At 54.9% G+C, this 19,349-nt stretch carries 17 protein-coding genes and 1 pseudogene; 4 read left to right on the top strand and 14 right to left on the bottom strand.

What is annotated here, in order from left to right; translation table 11 throughout:
* Positions 1-118: 118 nt before the first annotated feature.
* Entirely contained in the window at positions 119-295 is a 177-nt protein-coding gene (locus EYB31_RS40340) for a hypothetical protein (RefSeq protein WP_165452565.1), read from the bottom strand.
* 33 nt (positions 296-328) lie between these two features.
* Complete coding sequence (locus EYB31_RS22985; RefSeq protein WP_131015767.1) at positions 329-1,261, bottom strand: ROK family protein; 933 nt, start codon at positions 1,259-1,261, stop codon at positions 329-331.
* Positions 1,262-1,441: 180 nt separating this feature from the next.
* Between EYB31_RS22985 and EYB31_RS40335 the strand changes: the two genes are divergently transcribed.
* Positions 1,442-1,612, top strand: coding sequence for a hypothetical protein (locus tag EYB31_RS40335; protein WP_165452564.1), 171 nt, complete (start codon positions 1,442-1,444; stop codon positions 1,610-1,612).
* Between the two features lie 9 nt (positions 1,613-1,621).
* On the opposite strand, the gene EYB31_RS22980 is transcribed toward EYB31_RS40335, so the two are convergent.
* The 7 genes from EYB31_RS22980 to EYB31_RS22950 all read right to left on the bottom strand — a co-directional run bounded on the left by EYB31_RS22980 (position 1,622) and on the right by EYB31_RS22950 (position 8,794).
* Positions 1,622-2,749, bottom strand: coding sequence for an ROK family transcriptional regulator (locus tag EYB31_RS22980; RefSeq protein ID WP_131015766.1), 1,128 nt, complete (start codon positions 2,747-2,749; stop codon positions 1,622-1,624).
* Between the two features lie 309 nt (positions 2,750-3,058).
* Positions 3,059-3,397 carry a 4Fe-4S dicluster domain-containing protein gene (locus EYB31_RS22975; protein ID WP_131015765.1) on the bottom strand — a complete coding sequence of 113 codons (339 nt, stop codon included), beginning with the start codon at positions 3,395-3,397 and terminating at the stop codon, positions 3,059-3,061.
* A gap of 1 nt (position 3,398) precedes the next feature.
* Positions 3,399-5,003 (bottom strand): FAD-dependent oxidoreductase, encoded by a 1,605-nt coding sequence (locus tag EYB31_RS22970; RefSeq protein ID WP_131015764.1) that lies wholly within the window; start codon positions 5,001-5,003, stop codon positions 3,399-3,401.
* 61 nt (positions 5,004-5,064) lie between these two features.
* Positions 5,065-6,132: an ABC transporter substrate-binding protein gene (locus EYB31_RS22965; RefSeq protein WP_165452563.1), complete on the bottom strand. Its 1,068-nt coding sequence runs from the start codon at positions 6,130-6,132 to the stop codon at positions 5,065-5,067.
* Between the two features lie 35 nt (positions 6,133-6,167).
* Entirely contained in the window at positions 6,168-7,013 is an 846-nt protein-coding gene (locus tag EYB31_RS22960; RefSeq protein ID WP_131015763.1) for an ABC transporter permease, read from the bottom strand.
* Between the two features lie 27 nt (positions 7,014-7,040).
* The gene (locus EYB31_RS22955) at positions 7,041-7,889 is read right to left on the bottom strand and encodes an ABC transporter permease (RefSeq protein WP_131015762.1); all 849 of its coding nucleotides are present in this window, start codon (positions 7,887-7,889) and stop codon (positions 7,041-7,043) included.
* A 128-nt stretch (positions 7,890-8,017) separates the two neighbouring features.
* Complete coding sequence (locus EYB31_RS22950) at positions 8,018-8,794, bottom strand: ABC transporter ATP-binding protein (RefSeq protein ID WP_131015761.1); 777 nt, start codon at positions 8,792-8,794, stop codon at positions 8,018-8,020.
* 427 nt (positions 8,795-9,221) lie between these two features.
* Here EYB31_RS22950 and EYB31_RS22945 point away from each other — a divergent pair, with 427 nt between their 5' ends.
* Positions 9,222-10,019, top strand: a complete 798-nt coding sequence (locus EYB31_RS22945) for an alpha/beta hydrolase family protein (RefSeq protein ID WP_131015760.1) — start codon at positions 9,222-9,224, stop codon at positions 10,017-10,019.
* Positions 10,020-10,574: 555 nt separating this feature from the next.
* Here EYB31_RS22945 and EYB31_RS22940 read toward each other — a convergent pair.
* Both EYB31_RS22940 and EYB31_RS22935 read right to left on the bottom strand, forming a co-directional pair.
* Positions 10,575-11,195, bottom strand: a complete 621-nt coding sequence (locus EYB31_RS22940) for a nitroreductase family protein (protein ID WP_131015759.1) — start codon at positions 11,193-11,195, stop codon at positions 10,575-10,577.
* A 70-nt stretch (positions 11,196-11,265) separates the two neighbouring features.
* Positions 11,266-11,529: pseudogene (locus EYB31_RS22935) on the bottom strand (4Fe-4S binding protein); the annotation flags it as partial.
* 328 nt (positions 11,530-11,857) lie between these two features.
* On the opposite strand from EYB31_RS22935, the gene EYB31_RS22930 reads away from it, so the two are divergent.
* Positions 11,858-13,495 carry an FAD-dependent oxidoreductase gene (locus EYB31_RS22930; RefSeq protein ID WP_131015757.1) on the top strand — a complete coding sequence of 546 codons (1,638 nt, stop codon included), beginning with the start codon at positions 11,858-11,860 and terminating at the stop codon, positions 13,493-13,495.
* A gap of 90 nt (positions 13,496-13,585) precedes the next feature.
* On the opposite strand, the gene EYB31_RS41285 is transcribed toward EYB31_RS22930, so the two are convergent.
* Positions 13,586-13,714, bottom strand: a complete 129-nt coding sequence (locus tag EYB31_RS41285) for a hypothetical protein (RefSeq protein ID WP_276322082.1) — start codon at positions 13,712-13,714, stop codon at positions 13,586-13,588.
* 115 nt (positions 13,715-13,829) lie between these two features.
* Between EYB31_RS41285 and EYB31_RS22925 the strand changes: the two genes are divergently transcribed.
* The gene (locus tag EYB31_RS22925) at positions 13,830-14,738 is read left to right on the top strand and encodes a LysR family transcriptional regulator (RefSeq protein ID WP_131015756.1); all 909 of its coding nucleotides are present in this window, start codon (positions 13,830-13,832) and stop codon (positions 14,736-14,738) included.
* 176 nt (positions 14,739-14,914) lie between these two features.
* Here EYB31_RS22925 and EYB31_RS22920 read toward each other — a convergent pair whose 3' ends face one another.
* Both EYB31_RS22920 and EYB31_RS22915 read right to left on the bottom strand, forming a co-directional pair.
* Positions 14,915-15,649 carry a TylF/MycF/NovP-related O-methyltransferase gene (locus EYB31_RS22920; protein WP_131015755.1) on the bottom strand — a complete coding sequence of 245 codons (735 nt, stop codon included), beginning with the start codon at positions 15,647-15,649 and terminating at the stop codon, positions 14,915-14,917.
* A 265-nt stretch (positions 15,650-15,914) separates the two neighbouring features.
* Complete coding sequence (locus EYB31_RS22915) at positions 15,915-19,268, bottom strand: X2-like carbohydrate binding domain-containing protein (protein WP_165452562.1); 3,354 nt, start codon at positions 19,266-19,268, stop codon at positions 15,915-15,917.
* Between the last annotated feature and the right edge of the window lie 81 nt (positions 19,269-19,349).

The raw sequence follows: 19,349 nt of genomic DNA, 5'->3' as shown, positions 1-19,349 counted from the left end.
CGTGTTACACTTGACGGCGCCGCCGGATCCCGCGTGCAGTGAACCGCGTGAGACACCAAAGCTGCCTGGGCCGCATTTGCTTTTTACGCCAGCGTCAGTGTTGCTTCTATTGTATAGCTCACATCGTCGTACGCTCGCTTCCGCTGTACGCTTGCTTCTGAGCATGCTCGATACAAGCCGCATATTTGCGCTGCTGTATGCCTGCTTGCGCCGTGTACCGCTCCCGCTTCAGCTGTATGTCTGCTGTCGCCGTGTACCAATCCTTGCTGCCGCTGTGCGCTTGCTGGCGCCGCATCACCCGTTCGGGCGGCGCCGACCACTAAAAGGCTTACCGCCGCGGCGTCCGCTTCAGCAGCTCAGCTTGTTCCAATGCATAAGCGGCGGCGCCGACCGCTCCGGCCTGCTCGCCAAGCGAAGACAAAACGATCTCGGCCGGCACCGGCGTCAACCGGGCCACCTTGGCGCGCAGCTGATCAAGCACGGCCTGCATGGAGCCGGACACGCCGCCGCCGATGACGACCATGCCGGGATTCAGCAAGCTGACCACATTGGCGATACCGGCCGCCAAATCCGAGACAAAACGGTCAATAATAACCGCGGCGCCGCTGTCTCCTTGCAAATACCGCTCAAAAAGCTGCCGCGAAGTCATTCCATGGCCGGATAAGGCGAGCCCTGACGTTTTTTTCTCAAATGTTCCGAACTGACCGAACCGGTTGACCGGTGTGTCGCCGCTCTCCTCGCCGGTCACAAAATAACCGATTTCCCCGGCCATATAACCGCTGCCCTGCACAAGCGCCCCATTAGCTACAATCGCGCTGCCTACGCCGGTGCCAATGGCGATAAATACAAAATCGGCGCAGTTTTTTGCTGTTCCGATCCATTTCTCGCCCAAAGCGGCGCAATTGACATCGTTATTGATAAAGACCGGTTTACGTACATGGACGGCGATCTGCTCCTTAAACGGAAATCGGTTCCAACCGAAAGCAGGCGCTTCGATCACAACCCCATCCCGGGTATCCGTGATTCCCGGAATACCGAAGCCAACAGCAGCAATCTTCTCCATACGGAGTCCCGCTTCGGCCGCACAAGCCGCCGTTTGTTCCGCGATCACGTGAAAATCGTCCGTCGTCTGCTCCTTCCGTGTATGAACGATCTGCCCTTCAGCATCCGCAATCGCATATAAAATTTTGGTGCCGCCGATATCGACGCCCATTACATATTGTTTCTCCGCTGCCGTTATGCCAACTTCGCTGCCGCTCAAGCTTTCCAGCCTCCTTTAACTTGAAAGCAAGTTTGTTCTAAGTCCGTACTAACTAAATTTACTATAATATGGGACCCTTTCCGCGTCAAGAACAAAGTACCTGATGTCAAAATCCCCTAGAACGAAGCCAACTCTTAAACGAATCCCCATTAGCGGTGGACGGGCTCGTTATGGACAAAGATGAGCCGTGTATCGTTTCCGGCCGCACAAACAAGCGCCTGCTTGACGAAACCCGAAGGCTGCGGCAAACAGACGCTTGTTGACGAGTATGTAATGATAACGCCTCGCGAGCGCGCTCAGCGATCCCGCATCAAATCTTGCTTCCCGCCGATCATTGCCAGCGGGCACTAACCGCGGAACTTACATCCTCACCCGTTCCAGACCGTAGGCAATTGCGCCTAATACCGATGCGCAGGTGCCCAACTGCGACAACTCAATACCGGTTCGAATGGGCGTCAGCTGCGAAACATTGCATTGCAGTTCGTTCAGAAAAGGCGCAATATACGGAGCCGTGTCCCCGCCGATAATCACCTTCTCGGGATTAAGCAGGCTGACCGAATTGGCGATGCCCAGCGATAAATCTTCGATCAATTCCTTAACAACCCGGACGTTGGGCTCGCGCCCCTCGGCAAACCCCTGAAACAACGCCTCCAACGTGTCGCCGGCGCCGCGCCCCGTTAAACCGGAGATCGACACCTTTTTTTCATATACCCCGAAGTCTCCAAGCCGATTCACAGGAATATGTCCGGATAAATCAGCCGTTTGCGCAAAATAAGCAATTTCGCCCGCCATGTAATCTTTGCCATACACCAGTTGTCCGCCGGCGACAAGAGCCATACCTACACCATGCCCGATGTAAAAATAGATGAAATCGTCGATCTGCTTTACCGCTCCGAGCCAGCGCTCGCCCAAAGCCGCGCAATTCACGTCATTGTTCAGAAAAACCGGTACGTTGATCATCGACTCGAGCTCGGCTGCAAAAGCAATGCCCTTCCAGCCAAGCACTGGGGAATCGACGATGATTCCGTTTAAGCTGTCGGTCAAACCGGGCACGCTGACGCCAACAGCGATCAGTTGCTCCATCGTCAATCCGGCTTGCCGAACGGCTTCGGCAATATGCCGGCTCACCGCTTCACTGCAATTATCGGTCGATACGGCGGTCTGCTGAAAACAGACGGCTCCGTCCAAATTAGCGATGCACAACTTCAATCCGCCCCGCTGCAGCTCGATACCGACGCCGTATCCCGAATCCGGGTTAAACGAAAGTTCGATCGCCCTCCTGCCGCCTTCCTTGGTTGATGCCCCAAGACCGCTCTCCACGACAAAATGCTTGGCGATAAATTCGTCCACAATCGCGGACACGGTGGAACGGCTGAGTCCGAGCCGTCTGGCGATTTCAGCCCGGCTGACCGGCTGTCCCGCACGAATGATGCCCAACACAAGATCGCGGTTCAGCCTTCTTATGAGTTCTAGCGTTCCTTTTTGCACAGCTCACATAACTCCTTATCCGGCTGCTACCCGTTAATATGTATATCCATTATAAGACGAACCGGCTCGGAGTATCCAGTGATATGGGAGCATCATGTTATCTTCGAACACTGTGGCGGTATCCGAGCACTATGCGATCGAACCCTTGCCGTAGCCGTATTCCAACCCAGGGCCATACCAGCACCAGCGATTGGAATCTGCGGGCGTCAAGACACGCCTTCGGGATTCGGACCTGCTCCAACAAAAAATCGCACCCGGAACGCAAAATCCCCGCTCCTCCCGGTTGTCGCGGGAAAGCGGGGATTTTTTTCAGCTCCGCGAAGGGAGAATGCGGTCGATAAACGGCGTCGTATCGATCTCGGCGAGCTTGACTCTGCCGGGCCCCCAGCCGATCGTTTCCCGCCAGCTACCCAGCGTATTCGTCTCAGCCAGCTGCTCCTCGCCGAGCTGCTGCAGCGTATCGGCAAACGGCGCTACGTACAGGGCGTCGGCCGGGCAATACGCCTCGCAAATAAAGCAGGTCTGGCAATCCTCCTGGCGTGCGATCACCGGCACGCCGTCTTCGCCGGCATCAAATACGTTGGTAGGGCATACCTTCACGCAAAGTGAACAGTTTACACAGCGGTTGGAACTTACCACTTCGATCATGTCAGTTTACCCCCTCCAGCTGCATTAGCGCAGGCACCGCTTCCGGGCGGATCCGGATATGCTCGATGCCGGACACAATCAAGCGGTGCTGCTGCTGCAAATCCGCCGTCGGATACTCCTTCAGCGTATGCATGCCACGTGTCTCCTTCCGCGCGAGCGCGGCTGTATACATCCAACGCGCCGTCGCCGCCATGGCCGACAGTTCCCTTGTGCGCACACGGTTCTGCACGGTTTGTACAATACGTCCGTCGAGCCGGGACCATATGGCGTCAAGCCGCTCCAGCGACTTTTGCAGCACCGGTTCGCTGCGGAAATAGTTGATATCGAGCGGGAACACTTCCTGCTGTACCGCTTTGACCATAGCCGGAGTATCGAGCAGTTCGGCGGTTTGCGCCCCTTCGTTTAAGCCGTATCGGCCTGCCGGCTGCAAGTTTCTGTCGCCCGCGTTGCGGCCGATCGACAGCGCGTAACGCGCCGCCGCTTTGCCCGACCAACTGCCGGAGGAAATCGCCCAAGACGCGTTAAAGGCGCCGCCGCCCGACTTGCCTCCCGTCACTCGTTCGCGGGTTGCCGCATCGCCGGCGGCATACAATCCGCCCACCGTGGTCGAGCAATCATCCCCTGTCAGCCGGATGCCCCCGGTGCCGCGCACCGTTCCTTCGTAACGGAGCGTAAGCGGGAACCGTTCGGTGAACGGGTCGATGCCGGCTCTGTCATACGGCAGAAAAAAGATCGCATGCGACTTGCGCAGTATTTGCCGTTTTTCCTCCGTATCGGCATGGTTCAGCACCGCGTACACCGGCCCCTTGCTCAGCATGTTCGGCAAAAAGTCGCCGGCCCGCGGCCCTCCCGCTTGCAGCACCGTACCATCCTCGGAGGTGTATGTCGCCCAGTTGAGCAAGCGGCCGCGGGTTACGGTGCCAAATGCGGCACTTGGCGCATACTGCCGGCTGAACTCCATACCGGAAAGCTCAGCACCAAGCTCGGCCGCCATAAGCAGCCCTTCTCCCGTCAGCACGTTGCAGCCAAGTCCCTTGCTGAGGAAAGCGCAGCCGCCTGTGGCGATCACAACCGCATTCGCGCGCACTTCCCACTCCTGGCCGGTAAGCCGCGAGATGCCGCGCGCTCCGCCGACGCCGTGCTCATCGGCAAGCAATTCCAGCGCCGGGGATTGATCGAGAATCTTCACCCCGGCCCGGCTGACCTGCCGCCGCATCAGCTTCATATATTCGGGACCCTGCAGATGATCGCGCAGCGGCGTCCCGTTTTCGTCTCGGCGGAACGGATACCCCCACGATTCCACCAGCACCAAACTTTCATATACTTGATCCAGCACACGATGAATCCAATCCGGTTCGGCCAAATATCCGCTTTCCTTATAACGCTTTGCTACCGCAGCTTCCCGCTGCTCTTTGTCGGGAGGCAAATACAATAAATTCGTGCCTCCCGGTGCAGTAGCCCCGCTGGAACCCAAATAACCTTTATCGACAAGTACGACCTTCGCCTGCTGTGAAGCGGCGCTCCACGCTGCCCATGCACCCGCGGGCCCTCCGCCGATAACAAGCACATCGGCATCCAACCGCAATCGTTGTTGTCCCGTGCTCATCAATAACTACCTCCTTAAAGCTTTCTGTTAAGAAAGCTTACTTCGTAAGCATTAGCTGAGATTATTTGAGAACCCACTGCTTCAGATCAAAATCTTTCTCGGCAAGTTTTTCTTCCACTAAAAACTGCTTGGTGCCTTCCATCAGCTTAAGCCCTTCGTCCGTAAACGGCACATCTTTAATATTGCTGATCGGCTGTACTTTTTTCATCAATTCCGGCGTCGAGTTGTTAAGCTGAGCAAGGAATGCATAATATTCATCCGGCTTGGTTTTCAGATCGTTTAAAGCTTTGAGACGCGCTTCATTCCAGATTTTCGGGAAGTCGGCGTTTTTCTTCAAATATTCCTCCGATACTACAGTAGCGCTTGTGCCCAGCAAATTCGGGTGCTTCGTGGCATCGTCCAGCAGCGTATAACCTTGGTCGATTTGCGCCAGCGCAAACACATCTGTGTTTGTCATTGCGTCGATTTCCCCCCGTGCCAGCGCCGCTTCCGAATCGACCCGCAGCATATGCACGATTTTGACGTCTTTAATGTTTTGTTCCTTCAGCAGCCCGGCCAAATAACGATGGTGGAAGGAGCCTTTCTGCGTCGCTACTGTTTTGCCTTTCAGATCCTCCAGTGTCTTCGGACCGTTCTTTTTGGCGATCAAATACCCGATGCTGCTCGTGGAAGCCTGCGTGATCAGGCGAGTTTTCGCTCCTGTCGATCTGGACAACATCGCCGGCGTATCGCCAAGGCTGCCAAAATCGAGACGCCCGCTGATCAGCGATTCGCTCAAATCGGGACCGTTCGGGAAAGCGGTCAGTTTGACTTCGGTGATTCCGTATTTTTTCAATTCCTCTTGAATAATGCCTTTATAGAGCCCCCAGCCCTCAGCGCCGCCGGGAAAATTCAGCTTGCTGGTGCCGATATAGCCGTAGTTCAGCACCGCGGGTACCGTGCCTTTGCCCCCTGACGCCGCAGTGCCATCTTTCGCAGCAGCCGCGCCGGTTTCCGGTTTGGCCGCATTGCCCGCGCTCACCGTCCGCTCGCCCGCCTTCAAGCCGCACGCTTGAATAAGCAGTACAACCGCTAATAAAATCATCAATCCCGCAAATCTTGTCTTTTTGTTGCCGCGAATAATCTTCATCTTTTGTTTCCCCTCTCTGTAGTCGCCTTTTCGGCTTATCCTTGAAAATGATCCCGCCATGCCAGCAGTCTGGTGTCCAACCAGCGGAACACCAAATCGACCGCCATGCCGATCACTGCAAACACAATCACGCCGACAAAAATCAAATCCGTGCCTGAAGTCTGTTTTCCGAAATTAATCAAAAATCCGACGCCCGCTTGCGAGCCGATCAATTCGGCAACGACCAGACCAAGCCAGGAGATCGCCACCGACAACCGCAAACCGAGCAATATATGAGGCAGCGATGCAGGCAAGATGAGCCGGAAAATTTGCTTTGTTTTGCTGAAGCCAAGCACGCTGGCGACGTCGAACAGCTTGTTGTCGACGCTGCGGATGCCCAAAAACGTATTGATATACAGCGGAAAAAACGCGCCGCTCGCAATAATAAACACCTTCGAAGACTCGCCGAATCCAAACCATAAAATGATCAGCGGCGCGACCGCAAGGTGCGGGATCATACGCAGCATCTGCATCGAAGGATCGATCAAATATTCGGCCTTCTGCGAGAAACCGACCACAAATCCGGTCAGCAGGCCAAACACGCCGCCGATCAAAAATCCGGTCGCCGCCCGCTCCAGGCTGATGGCCAAATGCGCCTGCAGCTCCCCGGTAGCGATCAATTGTCCGAAGCTGCCGGCGATTTCAACCGGCGTCGGCAGGAATACGGGCGAAACGACGCCCAGCTCTCCGAGCAGCTGCCATACCGCAAGCAATACGACAGGCAGCGCCGCACCGATCCATACCGTGCTCCATCTTTCTTTCAGCTTGACCGCAAACTGCGAAGCTTCCGCTTTCTCCGGCTGCCCGGCCGCACGCTGCAGTGCTTCCACTTGATTGCTCATTACTTTTCCCCCCAAGCCGTGTAAAGTTTAGCTTCCCTTGTAACTGTCGCGCCAGCTCAACCAGCGTCTTTCCAGTAGTCTCACCAAGGAATCGGTCAGCTTGCCGAACAACGCAAAGATGATGATGCCGACAAACACAATCGGCGTTTTGGAGAACTGCCGCGCATCCGACATCAGGTAGCCGATCCCCGCTGTCGAGCCCATTATTTCCGCTACGACCAAGCCAAGCCAAGCGACGCCCAGCGAAAGTCTTACACCCAGCAAAATGTTCGGCAGCGCCGCCGGCAGCACCAGCTGCACGATCGTTTTCAGCTTGCTGTAGCCGAGCACCCGCGTCACGTCAAACAGCTTGTTGTCGACATTGCGGATGCCAAGAAACGTATTGATGTAGAGCGGGAAAAACGCTCCCTTGGCGATCAGCAGTATTTTCGCCGTTTCGCCGATGCCAAACCATAAGATAAACAAAGGCGCGATCGCCAGATGGGGCACCATCCGAATCATTTGCACCGTAGGATCAAGCGCTTTTTCCGTCTTGCGGTACAGCCCGACGAACACTCCGAAGGCCAGCCCCAATCCGCCGCCGATCACAAAACCGGCCGCCACCCGCACGATGCTTATTTTCAAGTTGCTCAGCAGCTCGCCCGAAGACGCCAGTGTCACAGCGGCTGCGCCGATACGCAAGGGCGTCGGAAACAGCAGCGGGGAGATATACCCCGCATCGCCCATAATCTGCCACACAATCAGCAGCAGCGCCGGCAGCAGTGCCCCCAGCGCAAAAATTTTCAAACGCTGATTTAGCCGTCCCTGCTTTTCTGCGGATATCGCCGGATTCAAATTCGAAACTCCGCCCGATATCAATTCCGCTTGTTGGCTCATCACATGTTCCCCCCTTAAAGCTTTCCGAAGAAAAAGCTGTCCATTTTCCAATCCATCGCACTCCGCTGCCCCTGAAGTTGTGTCTGTTGTTTCGTTCGGCTTATCCGGCAGCCCGAGAGCAGTGACCTTTATATGCCCGAGCTGTCGATCAGCTCCAATTCTTCGATTTTCTCGAATTCGCTGAGCACCTTATACCTCAGCTCCTGGAAGGAAGATGTCGACTTCTTGCGCGGAAACGGCAGGTCGACCGGCACGATGGTGCGGATCGAACCGGGCCGCGGCTTGAGGATGACGATCCGGTTGGCCAAAAAGACCGCTTCGTCGATATCGTGAGTGACGAAAATCATCGTTGTTTTGTTTTTTTGCCAGATGTCGATCAGCACCTCCTGCATGTGCGACCTTGTAAAAGCGTCAAGCGCCCCAAACGGCTCGTCGAGCAGCAGCACCTTCGGATTGCGCAGCAGCGCCCGGGCAATCGCTACGCGCTGGGCCATGCCGCCGGAAAGCTCACGCGGATACGACTTTTCAAAGCCGGTGAGCCGCACCAGCTCGATCAGCTCGCTAACCTTAGCCCGCACCGCGGGATCTCTGAGCGATAAGTCGGCAGCGATATTTTTTTCCACCGTCAGCCACGGAAACAACCGCGGTTCCTGAAAAATAAACCCTTTATCGATCCCCGGCCCCTTGATCCATTCGTCTCCGAGCAGCGCCTCGCCGTAATATTTGGTGTCCAGCCCGGCGATGATCTTCAGCAGTGTGCTTTTGCCGCAGCCGCTTGGCCCGATGACCGTAATGAACTCGCCTTCCTTCACATTCAAGGACACGTTGGCGAGCGCATGAACGACGCCTTTGCCCGTTTGAAACGTTTTGTTTAATCCCCTGATTTTCAACAATGGTTCCGTCATAACCCTTAATCCCCCCGCCGCATGATTTACATAAGAAAAACATCTGATCGAAGCACTTTCGATGAAGTACATCCGTGCCCGAAAGGAAGCTTTTCTTGCACCATCAGGATTGTTCAGCTTCGCTGGAAATTTTAAATCTCTGATGTGATAAGAAAAACAAAACGGAGACACCCCCGGTTGTTCAGGAATGTCTCCGTTTGTACGGTAGACCATGTTTAGTTTTAATTCCAACTTAATCAATAGGAATTAAATGATTTTCACTCATATTACAGCCCATAAGAGCGGATGTCAACGATTATTTTTGGCGTTGACACTTTTTTTCATTGCTGATAGGATGTAGACACTCATAGCGGTACCGTACAAACGGAGGCTCCTTTTTCAGGACGCCTCCTTTTTGTGCGAAATTTGAGCATAGGAGAGATGAACCATGTCACATGCTGCAGTAACGAAAGATCAGTTTCAAATTGCTTTGGAGAACAATCTGGTCTTGAACGGCGAGCTTGAAACAACTCTGGACGGGACCGCCAAACCCGTATTGCTGCTGAGCCATGGCTTCCGCGGGCATAAGGATTGGGCCTTCTGGCCCTACGTATCCCGTTGGTTCGCCGAACGCGGCTACTATACGGTCCGGATTGATTTCTCGCGTATCCATGCCAAAAACAACGGAGCGGACGAAGCGGCAGTCCAGCAGGCAAGCACGCTGTCCAGGGAACTGGACGATGTAAACGCCCTGCTGTCCGAGCTTATCGGCGGCAAGCTGCCTTTGGCCGAACAAGCCGATACGTCGCGAATCGCGGTGCTCGGGCACAGCCGGGCGGGAGCAAGCAGCATTATTTTTGCCTCGGAGCATTCCGGCCTTGCGGCCGCCGTCGTCTGGAACGGAGGCGTTCATCCGTACCCGCCGGCAGGAGCCGCCCCCGCGCCCGTAGTGCTGGAGGATTTGCAGCAAAATCTGGAGCGGTTTGATACCCCCAGGCTGCTGGCGCAGCTAGAGACCCCAGTCCTCATCGTGCAAGGGGGCGCCGATTCCGCACGTTTGGTGGAAGGTGTCGCTGCGCTGCGCGAAGCGGCTCCACAGATAACACTTGTGACGATCGATGGCGCCGACCATTCGTTTGGCATATCCCATCCGTTTGCCGGCACCAACGTGTTTTTGGAGGAAGCGCTGGAAATCACCTCGACATTTTTGGCTGAAACGCTAAACCGGCAGCGGCAAACAACGTAAAGCCGCGTTGTAAGGCAAGCGGAGTTGCCTGATGCCGGAGGCTGTTATTGGCCGGCTGTCAGGCGGCAAACATTCGGACGGCTCCGGTCTATCGGGTAACGTCATGATGCTAACGGACTTCAAAGACTTTATTTGCGCTAAACGTAGCTTTTTGCAGCGTAACGGACGTGGGAGACTTTATTTGGCGGCACATGGTACAAATGGGCGCCCGTCTGGCCATATAGAGTCTTTCAGGTCCGTTACAACTTCTAGCGGACGAAATCCGGCCCAATAACGTCAGCTCAGTCCGTTACATTGCGGCGGCTATGAGAACCCGCCTGCACGCACGGATGAATCCCCCCCAAGAACTGTTAAAGTGTACGTCGTGTACGAAACGTTTTAGCAGCACCTTAACCTGACAGCAATGTCCCCACCACCCCCAAAAAATGACTTTGCCGCACCCCATTATCGCTGCGCCTCAGTTTAGCGGCAAGTTCCCGGGAAACAAGAAGAAGCCGTCCCCATAACGATGGCGGACGGCTCTTTTTTACGCCGCAACACGCTTGAGCGCGGTTGCTAAAACGATCCTTCGATCACGCTTTCCGCCAGCGGACGGCGACCATTCGGCTGCTCGCGCTCGCGCAGCGCTTCCGGCAGCTGCTCCTTATCGCCGGGGTAGCCGAGGGCAACCACCGCATGCAGCTCCACCTCGTCCGGGACTTGCAGCACCTCGCGAGCTTTGGCTCTGTCAAAGCCGCCCATTGCGCGTGTCGACAAGCCCAGCAGCTTCGCCTGCAAGGCGATGGACGCCCAAGCCGCTCCCGTGTCGAATGCGTGGGCTCCGTTCAGCTCGCCGTCCGCTCTCAACTTATTTGATGCAAGCAAGATGAGTACCGGCGCATGATCCGCCCACGTACGGTTGTTCGGGTTAATAAACTGCCCGAATTTCTCGCGTTGTTCAGGCGTCTTTGCAACGATAAACCGCCACGGCTGCAGATTGCTCGCCGAAGGCGCCCAACGCCCCGCCTCCAATACGGCATTCAGCGTTTCTTCGTCAACGGCTTTGTCCGTATACGCACGCTGGGACCAGCGATTGATAAACAACGGGCTGACCGGGTAATCCGGCCTGCGGAACGCTTCTACTTCAGTTGAAACTTGCTCCAAAACTTGAACAGACGACTCGTAGGTTGTACTCATCGATGTAACACCCTTTCCGTAAAGTTGTATGATAAAGCGACCGGCCTGCGCCTGAAGCCGCTTAAATCCGCCAGCCTACTCGTTCCCGATATTGTCCCAACAGGTTCCGCTGCGCCAGCTCCGCTTCTTCGACAACGACATTTACCTCTGCATGAGGAGCTACATAAAGCGCGTCCGCCGGACAATATAACTCGCACATAAAGCAGGTTTGGCAATCGCTCTGCCGGGAGATGACAGGCACTCCCCGTTCGGTGCGGTCAAATACATTCGTCGGACACACCTTTACACACATATTGCAGCCAATGCAGCGGGATTCGCTCACCATCTCGATCATACTGCTCACCTCCTTGACTGCTCGTTCTACGACAAAAAAGAGACATGGCCAATGTGCGCATGTCTCCAGCTGTCTGGTCAACAAATCGTTATAATCCATAGTGTATCGATCGGATTAAAAGCATCGTAACACCAATCGCTTTATTCCGTCAATCGATAAAATAATCGTTGACAGACGGCCTTTCCCGGATGTACTATTTTCAAAAAAACAGATAATCCCATGCGAATAGTGTGAAATAAGACAAGTCGACCATACCGATGGAGACGTGTTTCCGCCAGCTGGCGGTAATGCGTCTTTTTTTACCATTCCGGCGGATGGAGGAAACCATATGGCAGCAGCACAAACAACTAGACCGGCGCTCTACGCGGATGTATTGGTACTCGGCGGTGGACCGGCAGGCACATGGGCCGCCGTGAGCGCAGCCGAAGCCGGAGCGCGGGTCATCCTCGCAGATAAGGGCTACTGCGGCACAAGCGGCGCCACAGCCCCTTCCGGCACCAACGTATGGGCGGCAAACCGCGATGTCCGGATTCACGAAGCATCTATACGCGACCGTCATGTATTGGGCGGATTTTTGTCCGAGCGCAGCTGGCTGGATCGTATGCTGGAGCGTGCGACGTTGAACCGCCATAAACTCGAAGCTTGGAAATACCCTTTCACCTTCGATCAGCACGGAGATGTCCGTTATTCGCTGCAAGGTCCTGAATATATGCGGCTGATGAGATCCCGCGTCAAGCGTGCCGGCGTGAAAATATTGGATCATTTCCCGGCTGTGGAGCTGCTTGCCGACGAGCACGGCGTCGGAGGGGCGGTGCTTGTCTCTCTGGAGAGCGGCGAATCCCGGACCGTTCATGCCGGAGCCGTCGTCATCGCCACCGGTGGCTGCGCGTTTCTGAGCAAGGCGTTGGGCTGCAACGTGCTGACCGGCGACGGTTATTTGCTGGCCGCCGAAGCCGGAGCGGAAATGTCGGGAATGGAATTTTCCAATACGTACGGCATTTGCGCCGCCAGCGCATCGGTAACGAAAAACGCCTTTTTCCAATACGGCACTTATACTTATGCAGACGGAACCGTCGTGGAAGGGACGGATACGGACGAACAACAAATCACGCCGGCACGGATTTTCAAAATTCAATCGGCAATCGCCAAAAAGCTGAATGACCATACGATCTACTGCCGTTTCGATCATGCGGGCGAAGCGCTGCAGCCGCAGCTGCGCAAGTCGCAGCCCAATCTGTTCTTGGCGTTTGACCGGCTAGGCATCAACCCGTTCAAGGACCGGTTCCCGGTTACGCTCCGCCTGGAAGGCACGGTCCGCGGCACGGGCGGCATTCATATCGTCGACGAAACGTGTGCGACGACAGTGCCGGGCTTGTACGCCGCCGGCGATGCGGCGACACGCGAATTTATCGCCGGCGCTTTTTCAGGAGGCGGCAGCCATAACGCGGCATGGGCGATGTCGTCCGGGTCGTTTGCGGGAGAAGCGGCAGCCGCATATTCCAAGCGGCTCAGCGCCTCCGTGTTAGGCCGCTCCCTTAAGGGGCTGTCCACGACACCGCAAACGTCCGCAGCAAGCTCCTCGCCGCTTGTATCCGCGAAAACGCAGGAATTCGTGCGCGCCGTGCAGGACGAGGTGATGCCTTACGACCGCAATTTTTTCCGCACCGAATACAAGCTGTGCGAATCGTTGATCCGCTTAAACGGCGTATGGGCCAATCTGCGCGAAGGCGCCTCTGCAGCCGGAGTGCAAACCGTCCGTTACCGCGAAGCGGCTGCCATGGCCGCGACGGCGCGATGGATGTACGCTTCGGCGCTGGCGCGTCCCGAATCGAGAGGGATGCACCAATACGAAGATTACCCGGAGCTCGATCCCGCTCAACAGCGGCGGCTGTTGTCCGGCGGTTTGGACGACGTATGGGTCAAACCCCATCAGCCCGCTCCGGCACACTCGCACAGTCCGTTCTGAAGCAGCGCATTTGCGGCCAAGCAATATTACGGTGCGGCCGTCGGTGATCTCTCATCCCGGACGCAGGACGGTGTTGCGGGCCAACCGGAATTACGGCGCGGCCACCTTCTGAACCCGCACTCCATACGCGGGAGCAGATGTAGCCTCAACCCATACTGCCCCCGGCCGGACGACGCACGCCACGTAACGATACCGCAGATCGGGTTTCCCTCGCACCATTCGATACTCCCCACACCGCTACCCTCAGACCAGCTCTACATAGACTGGTCTTTTTGCCTTTTCCCCGACACAGACGATATAATAGATATATTCATTCCGGACAAGGGGCGGCGCAATGGACGAAAAGGATTGCGAAATATTGCTTACCATATTTCAAGAGCAAAATCTGTCCAAGGCGGCGGAACGGCTCTATATCACACAACCCGCGTTAACATACCGAATACGTCAATTGGAAAAATATTTCCAATTCGATATTGTGCAAAAGGAAGGCAAAAACATCCGTTTTACTCCCGAAGGCACGCATTTGGTCGATTACGCAAGAAAATCGCTGCAGGAAGAACAGCGATTCAAGGAATTTATTACCAACTTAAAAACCGAACTGCAAGGAACGCTGCGGCTCGCCGCTTCGGGGCATTTTACCCATTATCGGATGGGTCCGATTTTACAGCAATTTTTGCAGATGAATCCGAAGGTCCATATTTATTTAAACACAAGCATCAATCAGGAGATTTTCCAGTCTCTAGAAAGCAACGCCATCCACGTGGGCATTATCCGGGGAACGTTTAACTGGGTCGACCGCAAGCATTTGATCAATGAGGAGCCCTTCTATATTATCTCGGATAAGGAAATCGATATCGACGATTTGCCGCATTTGCCGCGCATTAACTATCGGCCCAACACACTGCCGGTGAACAAATTCGGCTACAAACCCGACACCTTGCTTATGGAGGTGATCGACGGCTGGTGGAAGGACCGCTATAACGTGCCCTCCCATATTACGATCAACGTCAACAACTACGAAATTTGCAAGCAGCTTGTCAGTTACGGTTTAGGTTATTCCATTGTGCCGGAGCTTTGCTTGCAGCCGCAGGACCGCTTTTTTAAACATAAGGTGCTTTTCCGAAGCGGCGAACCGCTGACCCGGAAAACGTGGCTGATCTATAAGGAGTCGTCGCTGGAGCTGAATCTGGTCAGACAGTTCGTCAGCTTTATCGAATCGCTGGAGCTGAGCAAAGCGGATTAGCCGCTTGAGATCGCCCAAGCAGGCTGCCCTTGAGACACGAGGGCAACTGCTCGCTGGCGGCGCCTTGTTCCCGGCTGCAGCCAGTTCGCTCAATATGCACGCTTTCCCCCACGTGCGAAGCACGAAGTCCCGTGGTGCCTGCTCCGGCAAGCCGCCTGCGCAGCGATCCCGCTGTGTCAAGATTTTGCTTTTCGCCAATAAACGCCGATTCTATCGATCGCCAGCATCGGCTCCTCGATCCCCATTTCCTTCCGGTAGTCGGCAACGGCCGCCGCACAGTTTGGAATATTATAGTCGTCGATGATGACAAATCCTCCGGGCGACAGCTTCGGATACAAGCTTCGCAAACTGACGATTGTTGAACCGTACATGTCTCCGTCCAACCTCAGCACGGCAAGCTTCTCGACCGGCGCAACCGGCAGCGTATCCTCAAACCAGCCCTTGATGAAGCCGACTTGATCGTCCAGCAGCCCGTATCTTCTGAAGTTTTCCTTGACCTGCTCAAGCGAAACTTTTAAATAATCGAATGTATGCAAGGTGTGAACCTCGCTTCCGTCCAGCGGGTATTTGTCCACATCCGATTCAGGCAATCCCTGGAACGAATCGGCAACCCAGACCTTCCTGTCGGTCACATCGTAGGCTTTCAGCACCCCCCTTGCAAAAATACAGGCCCCTCCGCGCCAAACGCCGGTTTCAATAAAATCTCCTTCGATCCCTTCCTTCAGCGCGATCGTCAAGCAGTGTTGAATGTTTTCCATGCGGAACCTGCCGATCATGCTGTGGGCGAATTGCGGCCAATCCAATCCTTCGAGGCGCATGCTGCGCTCCGTTTCGTTCTGAATCCAAATTTCATGCAAAATCGTTTTCTTCAGCAGCTCCAGGTACAGCTGTACGGCAGAGTGTTCTTTCAATCCGCTAACCACCTTTTACAAAAATGTATACAACTTATTTGTATTCCGGCGTACCGGACGGTGCATAGGCAGGTGCGATAAAATATTGCTATTCCGCGGGGAAGCACATGACCTCATGAGTTCATGAACAAAGGGAATCCGCAGCCTTCCTTACCCGGTCTTCCATCACATATTTATATCTATGGCCGCCATCGCAATTGAAAAAAAGGAACCCCGGCGACAAGCCTTCTGGCTTGCCAAGGGTTCCTCTTGATGTAAAGCTGATCTATATCAGGCCCGATGTTTGCAGAAGCCGCTGCATAATAGCCGCGACCTCGGCCCTAGTCACGTACCCCTTCGGCGCAAGCCCGGCGGTTGATCTTCCCGTTACGATGCCCGCTTGAACGCTGTCGGCAACACCGCTTCTCGCCCAACCTGATGCTTCCGCTTGATCTGCAAAAACACGGAGTGTGCTGTCTGCGTCTTGGACCGGGAGCTTCGCTTTCAACCCGGTTATTTTCAACGCCTCCGCAACGATCAGCATTGCCTGTTCACGGGTAATATTCTCATGCGGTCGGAATGTACCGTCCCCAAAGCCATGGATCAAGCCGTATGAGTATGCCGTGTTAACCGCATCGGCGTACCAGTCCGAAGCCTTCACGTCCGAAAATTGCGCTGCGCCGTTCTCGGGCTTAAGTCCAAGTCCCCGAACGACGATAGCCGCAAACTCGGCGCGGGTGATCTCCCTGTCAGGGGTGAACAAGCCGCCGCCCGTACCGTCAACAACCATACGCGAGCCCATGTCGTTGACCGCGTTTTTCGCCCAATGGTACGCAACGTCGGCAAATTCGAGCGGATGCCACACGACGGAATACATGCTGTTGGTCAAGCTGTTGATTTGCGCATAATACAAGCCGTCGATCACAATGATCTTTGTCGGCACGTGGCGAACCATTCCGTCCGGATCAGCCACAACGCCTGTCGTTATTTTATTCGGATCGACGCCTTCCGGGATGGCGATGAGACGCTCCACATAAATGTTAAACTTGGATACTTCAATCGTCCGCTCTCCATAAATAGCTCTTACGGTAAAGTTAACCGGAGGGGCGACAATGGTAAAATTGCCCTTGTTTGCCGCGTTCTCCATGATGGTCGCCGTATCGGCCGCAGGTCTTGCGATTTCCAGCTGTATTTTGATATCTTGCAGATTTACCGCGCCGCCCAGCTGCCCCGATATCGCGTCAATATTCATTTGCAAGGCGGACAGCTTGTACACGTTTTTGTCCGATTTGAGCTCCAGAACCGCCTGCAGCTGTTCCATGTTTTTGACCATTTGACCGTCCAATTCCCCGATAACGACGTCAGACGCAGTGCGAACCGGAATCGTGATGATCGACTTCGGACCTTCTGCCGCAAGTTTGGCGGCAAGCAGATCGGCATCAAGATGCACGGTCGTAACCGACCGGTTGTTTACCTGCGAGACGGTTGCTGTGCCGGCGTTTTCCGCCTTACCGTTAACAAGCACGTCAACCCCGGTGTTTGCCGCCTCAGGCGTGCTTGGGGCGGACGCTGCCGGTGAAGATGGCGCACTGCCGCCGCTGCTGCTGGACGGAATCCACGGCACAACGGCGTTGGAGATGACGGAAGATTCGCTGCCGCCGATTCCATTGATTGCTTTTACCGTAAACGTATAAGAGGTGCCGCCGGCCAATCCCGTTACCGTAATCGGACTTTCATTGCCTGCCGCTACGATATCGCCCGGCGAAGCCGTAACTTCGTAACCGGTAATATCGCTTCCCCCGTTATCCGCCGGGACGGTAAAACTGACTGTCGCTTGGCGGATTCCGGCAACGGCGGCAACCTGCGTCGGAGCTGCCGGAACGCCTTTTGGCGTGGCGCTGAGCTGGTTGGAGGCTGCACCTTCTCCGCTCACATTTAATGCCTTCACGACAAAATAATATGTCGTTCCGTTCGTCAATCCCGCCGCCGTATAAGTGTAAACGTCGCTTGACACACTGGCCGTTTCCGTTCCATAAGTACCTGAAGTGACGCTTTGATAAATATGGTAACCCGTCGAACCCATGACCGGACTCCAATGAAGCGTTACTTCCTTATCCCCGGCTGCAGCGGATTGCAGAGCGGGCGGACCTGGAGGAACAGGAGTCGTATCGCTCGCATCAACCGCAAGCATCTGCGGCAAGCCGTTGTTGAAATGAAACGTCAATGTCGTTGTTCCGAGAGGCAGCGCGGATAAGTACGTTTTTTTGACCGTTACGGTATTGCCGGCCATTTCATAATCGGTTCCTAATACCAGCGCCGCACCTCCGTTTGTAATGCTGCTGAGCGTGTTTCCGTTCAGCGACAATGCCACCGTGACGTCCGCATAAACCGCCGATGTTACGTTTTTATCAAAGTTCGCGCTTGTCGGACTCATCGTGCTGTTTGGCGGCGACGTGTCGTTCACCGTAATAGCCAACGTCTGCGGGGTGCCCCAACTGAAAGCAAAGATCAAATTCACCGTCCCTTCCGGCTGCGCCGACAGGTATGACTTCTTGATCGTTGCCGTATTCCCGGAGACGGTATAGTCCGTTCCCGCTACAAGCGCGGCGCCGCCGTTTTTGATGCTGCTTAACGTATTTCCGTTGGAACTCAGCGTGACAGCCACATCCGCATAATCCGCAGCTGCCGTATATTTGTCAAAACTTGCACTTGTGGGAGTAATGGAACTGTTCGTCGGAAAAAACGGATATCCGCCGTTAAACGCAGGATTGATCCCCCAAATCGCCGTAAAATCCCAACCGGAATACGTAACTTGATCTTTCATATCCGCTCTGGATTTGCCGAGCTCCCACCAGTCTTCTTCATCAGGTATACCTGCCGTCTCCTTGTCATAGTAGCTGCTCGTAATGGTGCCGCCGTTGTTAGAGGCAACCAAGCCGCCTATGCCGTCTCCGGTCACAAGTGCTGCGGCATAGCTGTTTTCGATGGTGCCTGTATGATAGCCGACCAAACCGCCCACCGTCGTCCAGCCTGAGACCTCTACAGTGGAGTAGCTGTTTTTAATGACGCCGTAATTCTCACCAACCAGGCCGCCAACACTCTGGCCTGCATTGTTAGAAGGGTCGCTAATCAAAGCAACCCGCCCTGTGACATAGGTTTGCTCAATCGTTCCCGAAAGGACGATACCGGCCAATCCGCCTGCATAGTTGCCTCCTGATCCGGCAATATCCACCCCTTCCAGCCGCATATTCGTAATATGAGCGCCTTCCACAACTCCGAATAAGCTCAAATAAAACTGATTGGTCCTATTGATTTTTAAATTTGTAATCTTGAAGCCATTTCCGTCCATGGTGCCGGTAAATCTGTTTGTTACAGTCGCACCGTCACCGATCGGCTGCCAACCGTTGCCGGCCGAATAAATAGTCAAATCAATATCTGCCGTCAACTTGAAACTTTTGTCCAAATAATCCCGAACGTGATTAAGTTGGCTTGCATTTGCAATCAGATAAGGATCCTCCGGCAATCCCGTTCCGCCCGCAAACGAGGGTGCCGCATGTACCGCCCCCTGTTCATACCAACCCGACAAGTTAAGAAGCAGCATCAACGCCGCCAACATACGCCGCCAAGCTTTGTTCCTCATGTCTCTTCGAAGTCTCCTTCTCTTTATCGATAGCGCCAAAAGGACGTTCATTATAAAAACGCATCCGCCCTCATTGGACAA

This window comes from Paenibacillus thalictri (genome assembly GCF_004307995.1).
GTDB classification, from domain to species: domain Bacteria; phylum Bacillota; class Bacilli; order Paenibacillales; family NBRC-103111; genus Paenibacillus_AF; species Paenibacillus_AF thalictri.
Note: the sequence above shows the minus strand (reverse complement) of the source record. Positions and strands in the feature narration are given on the sequence as shown.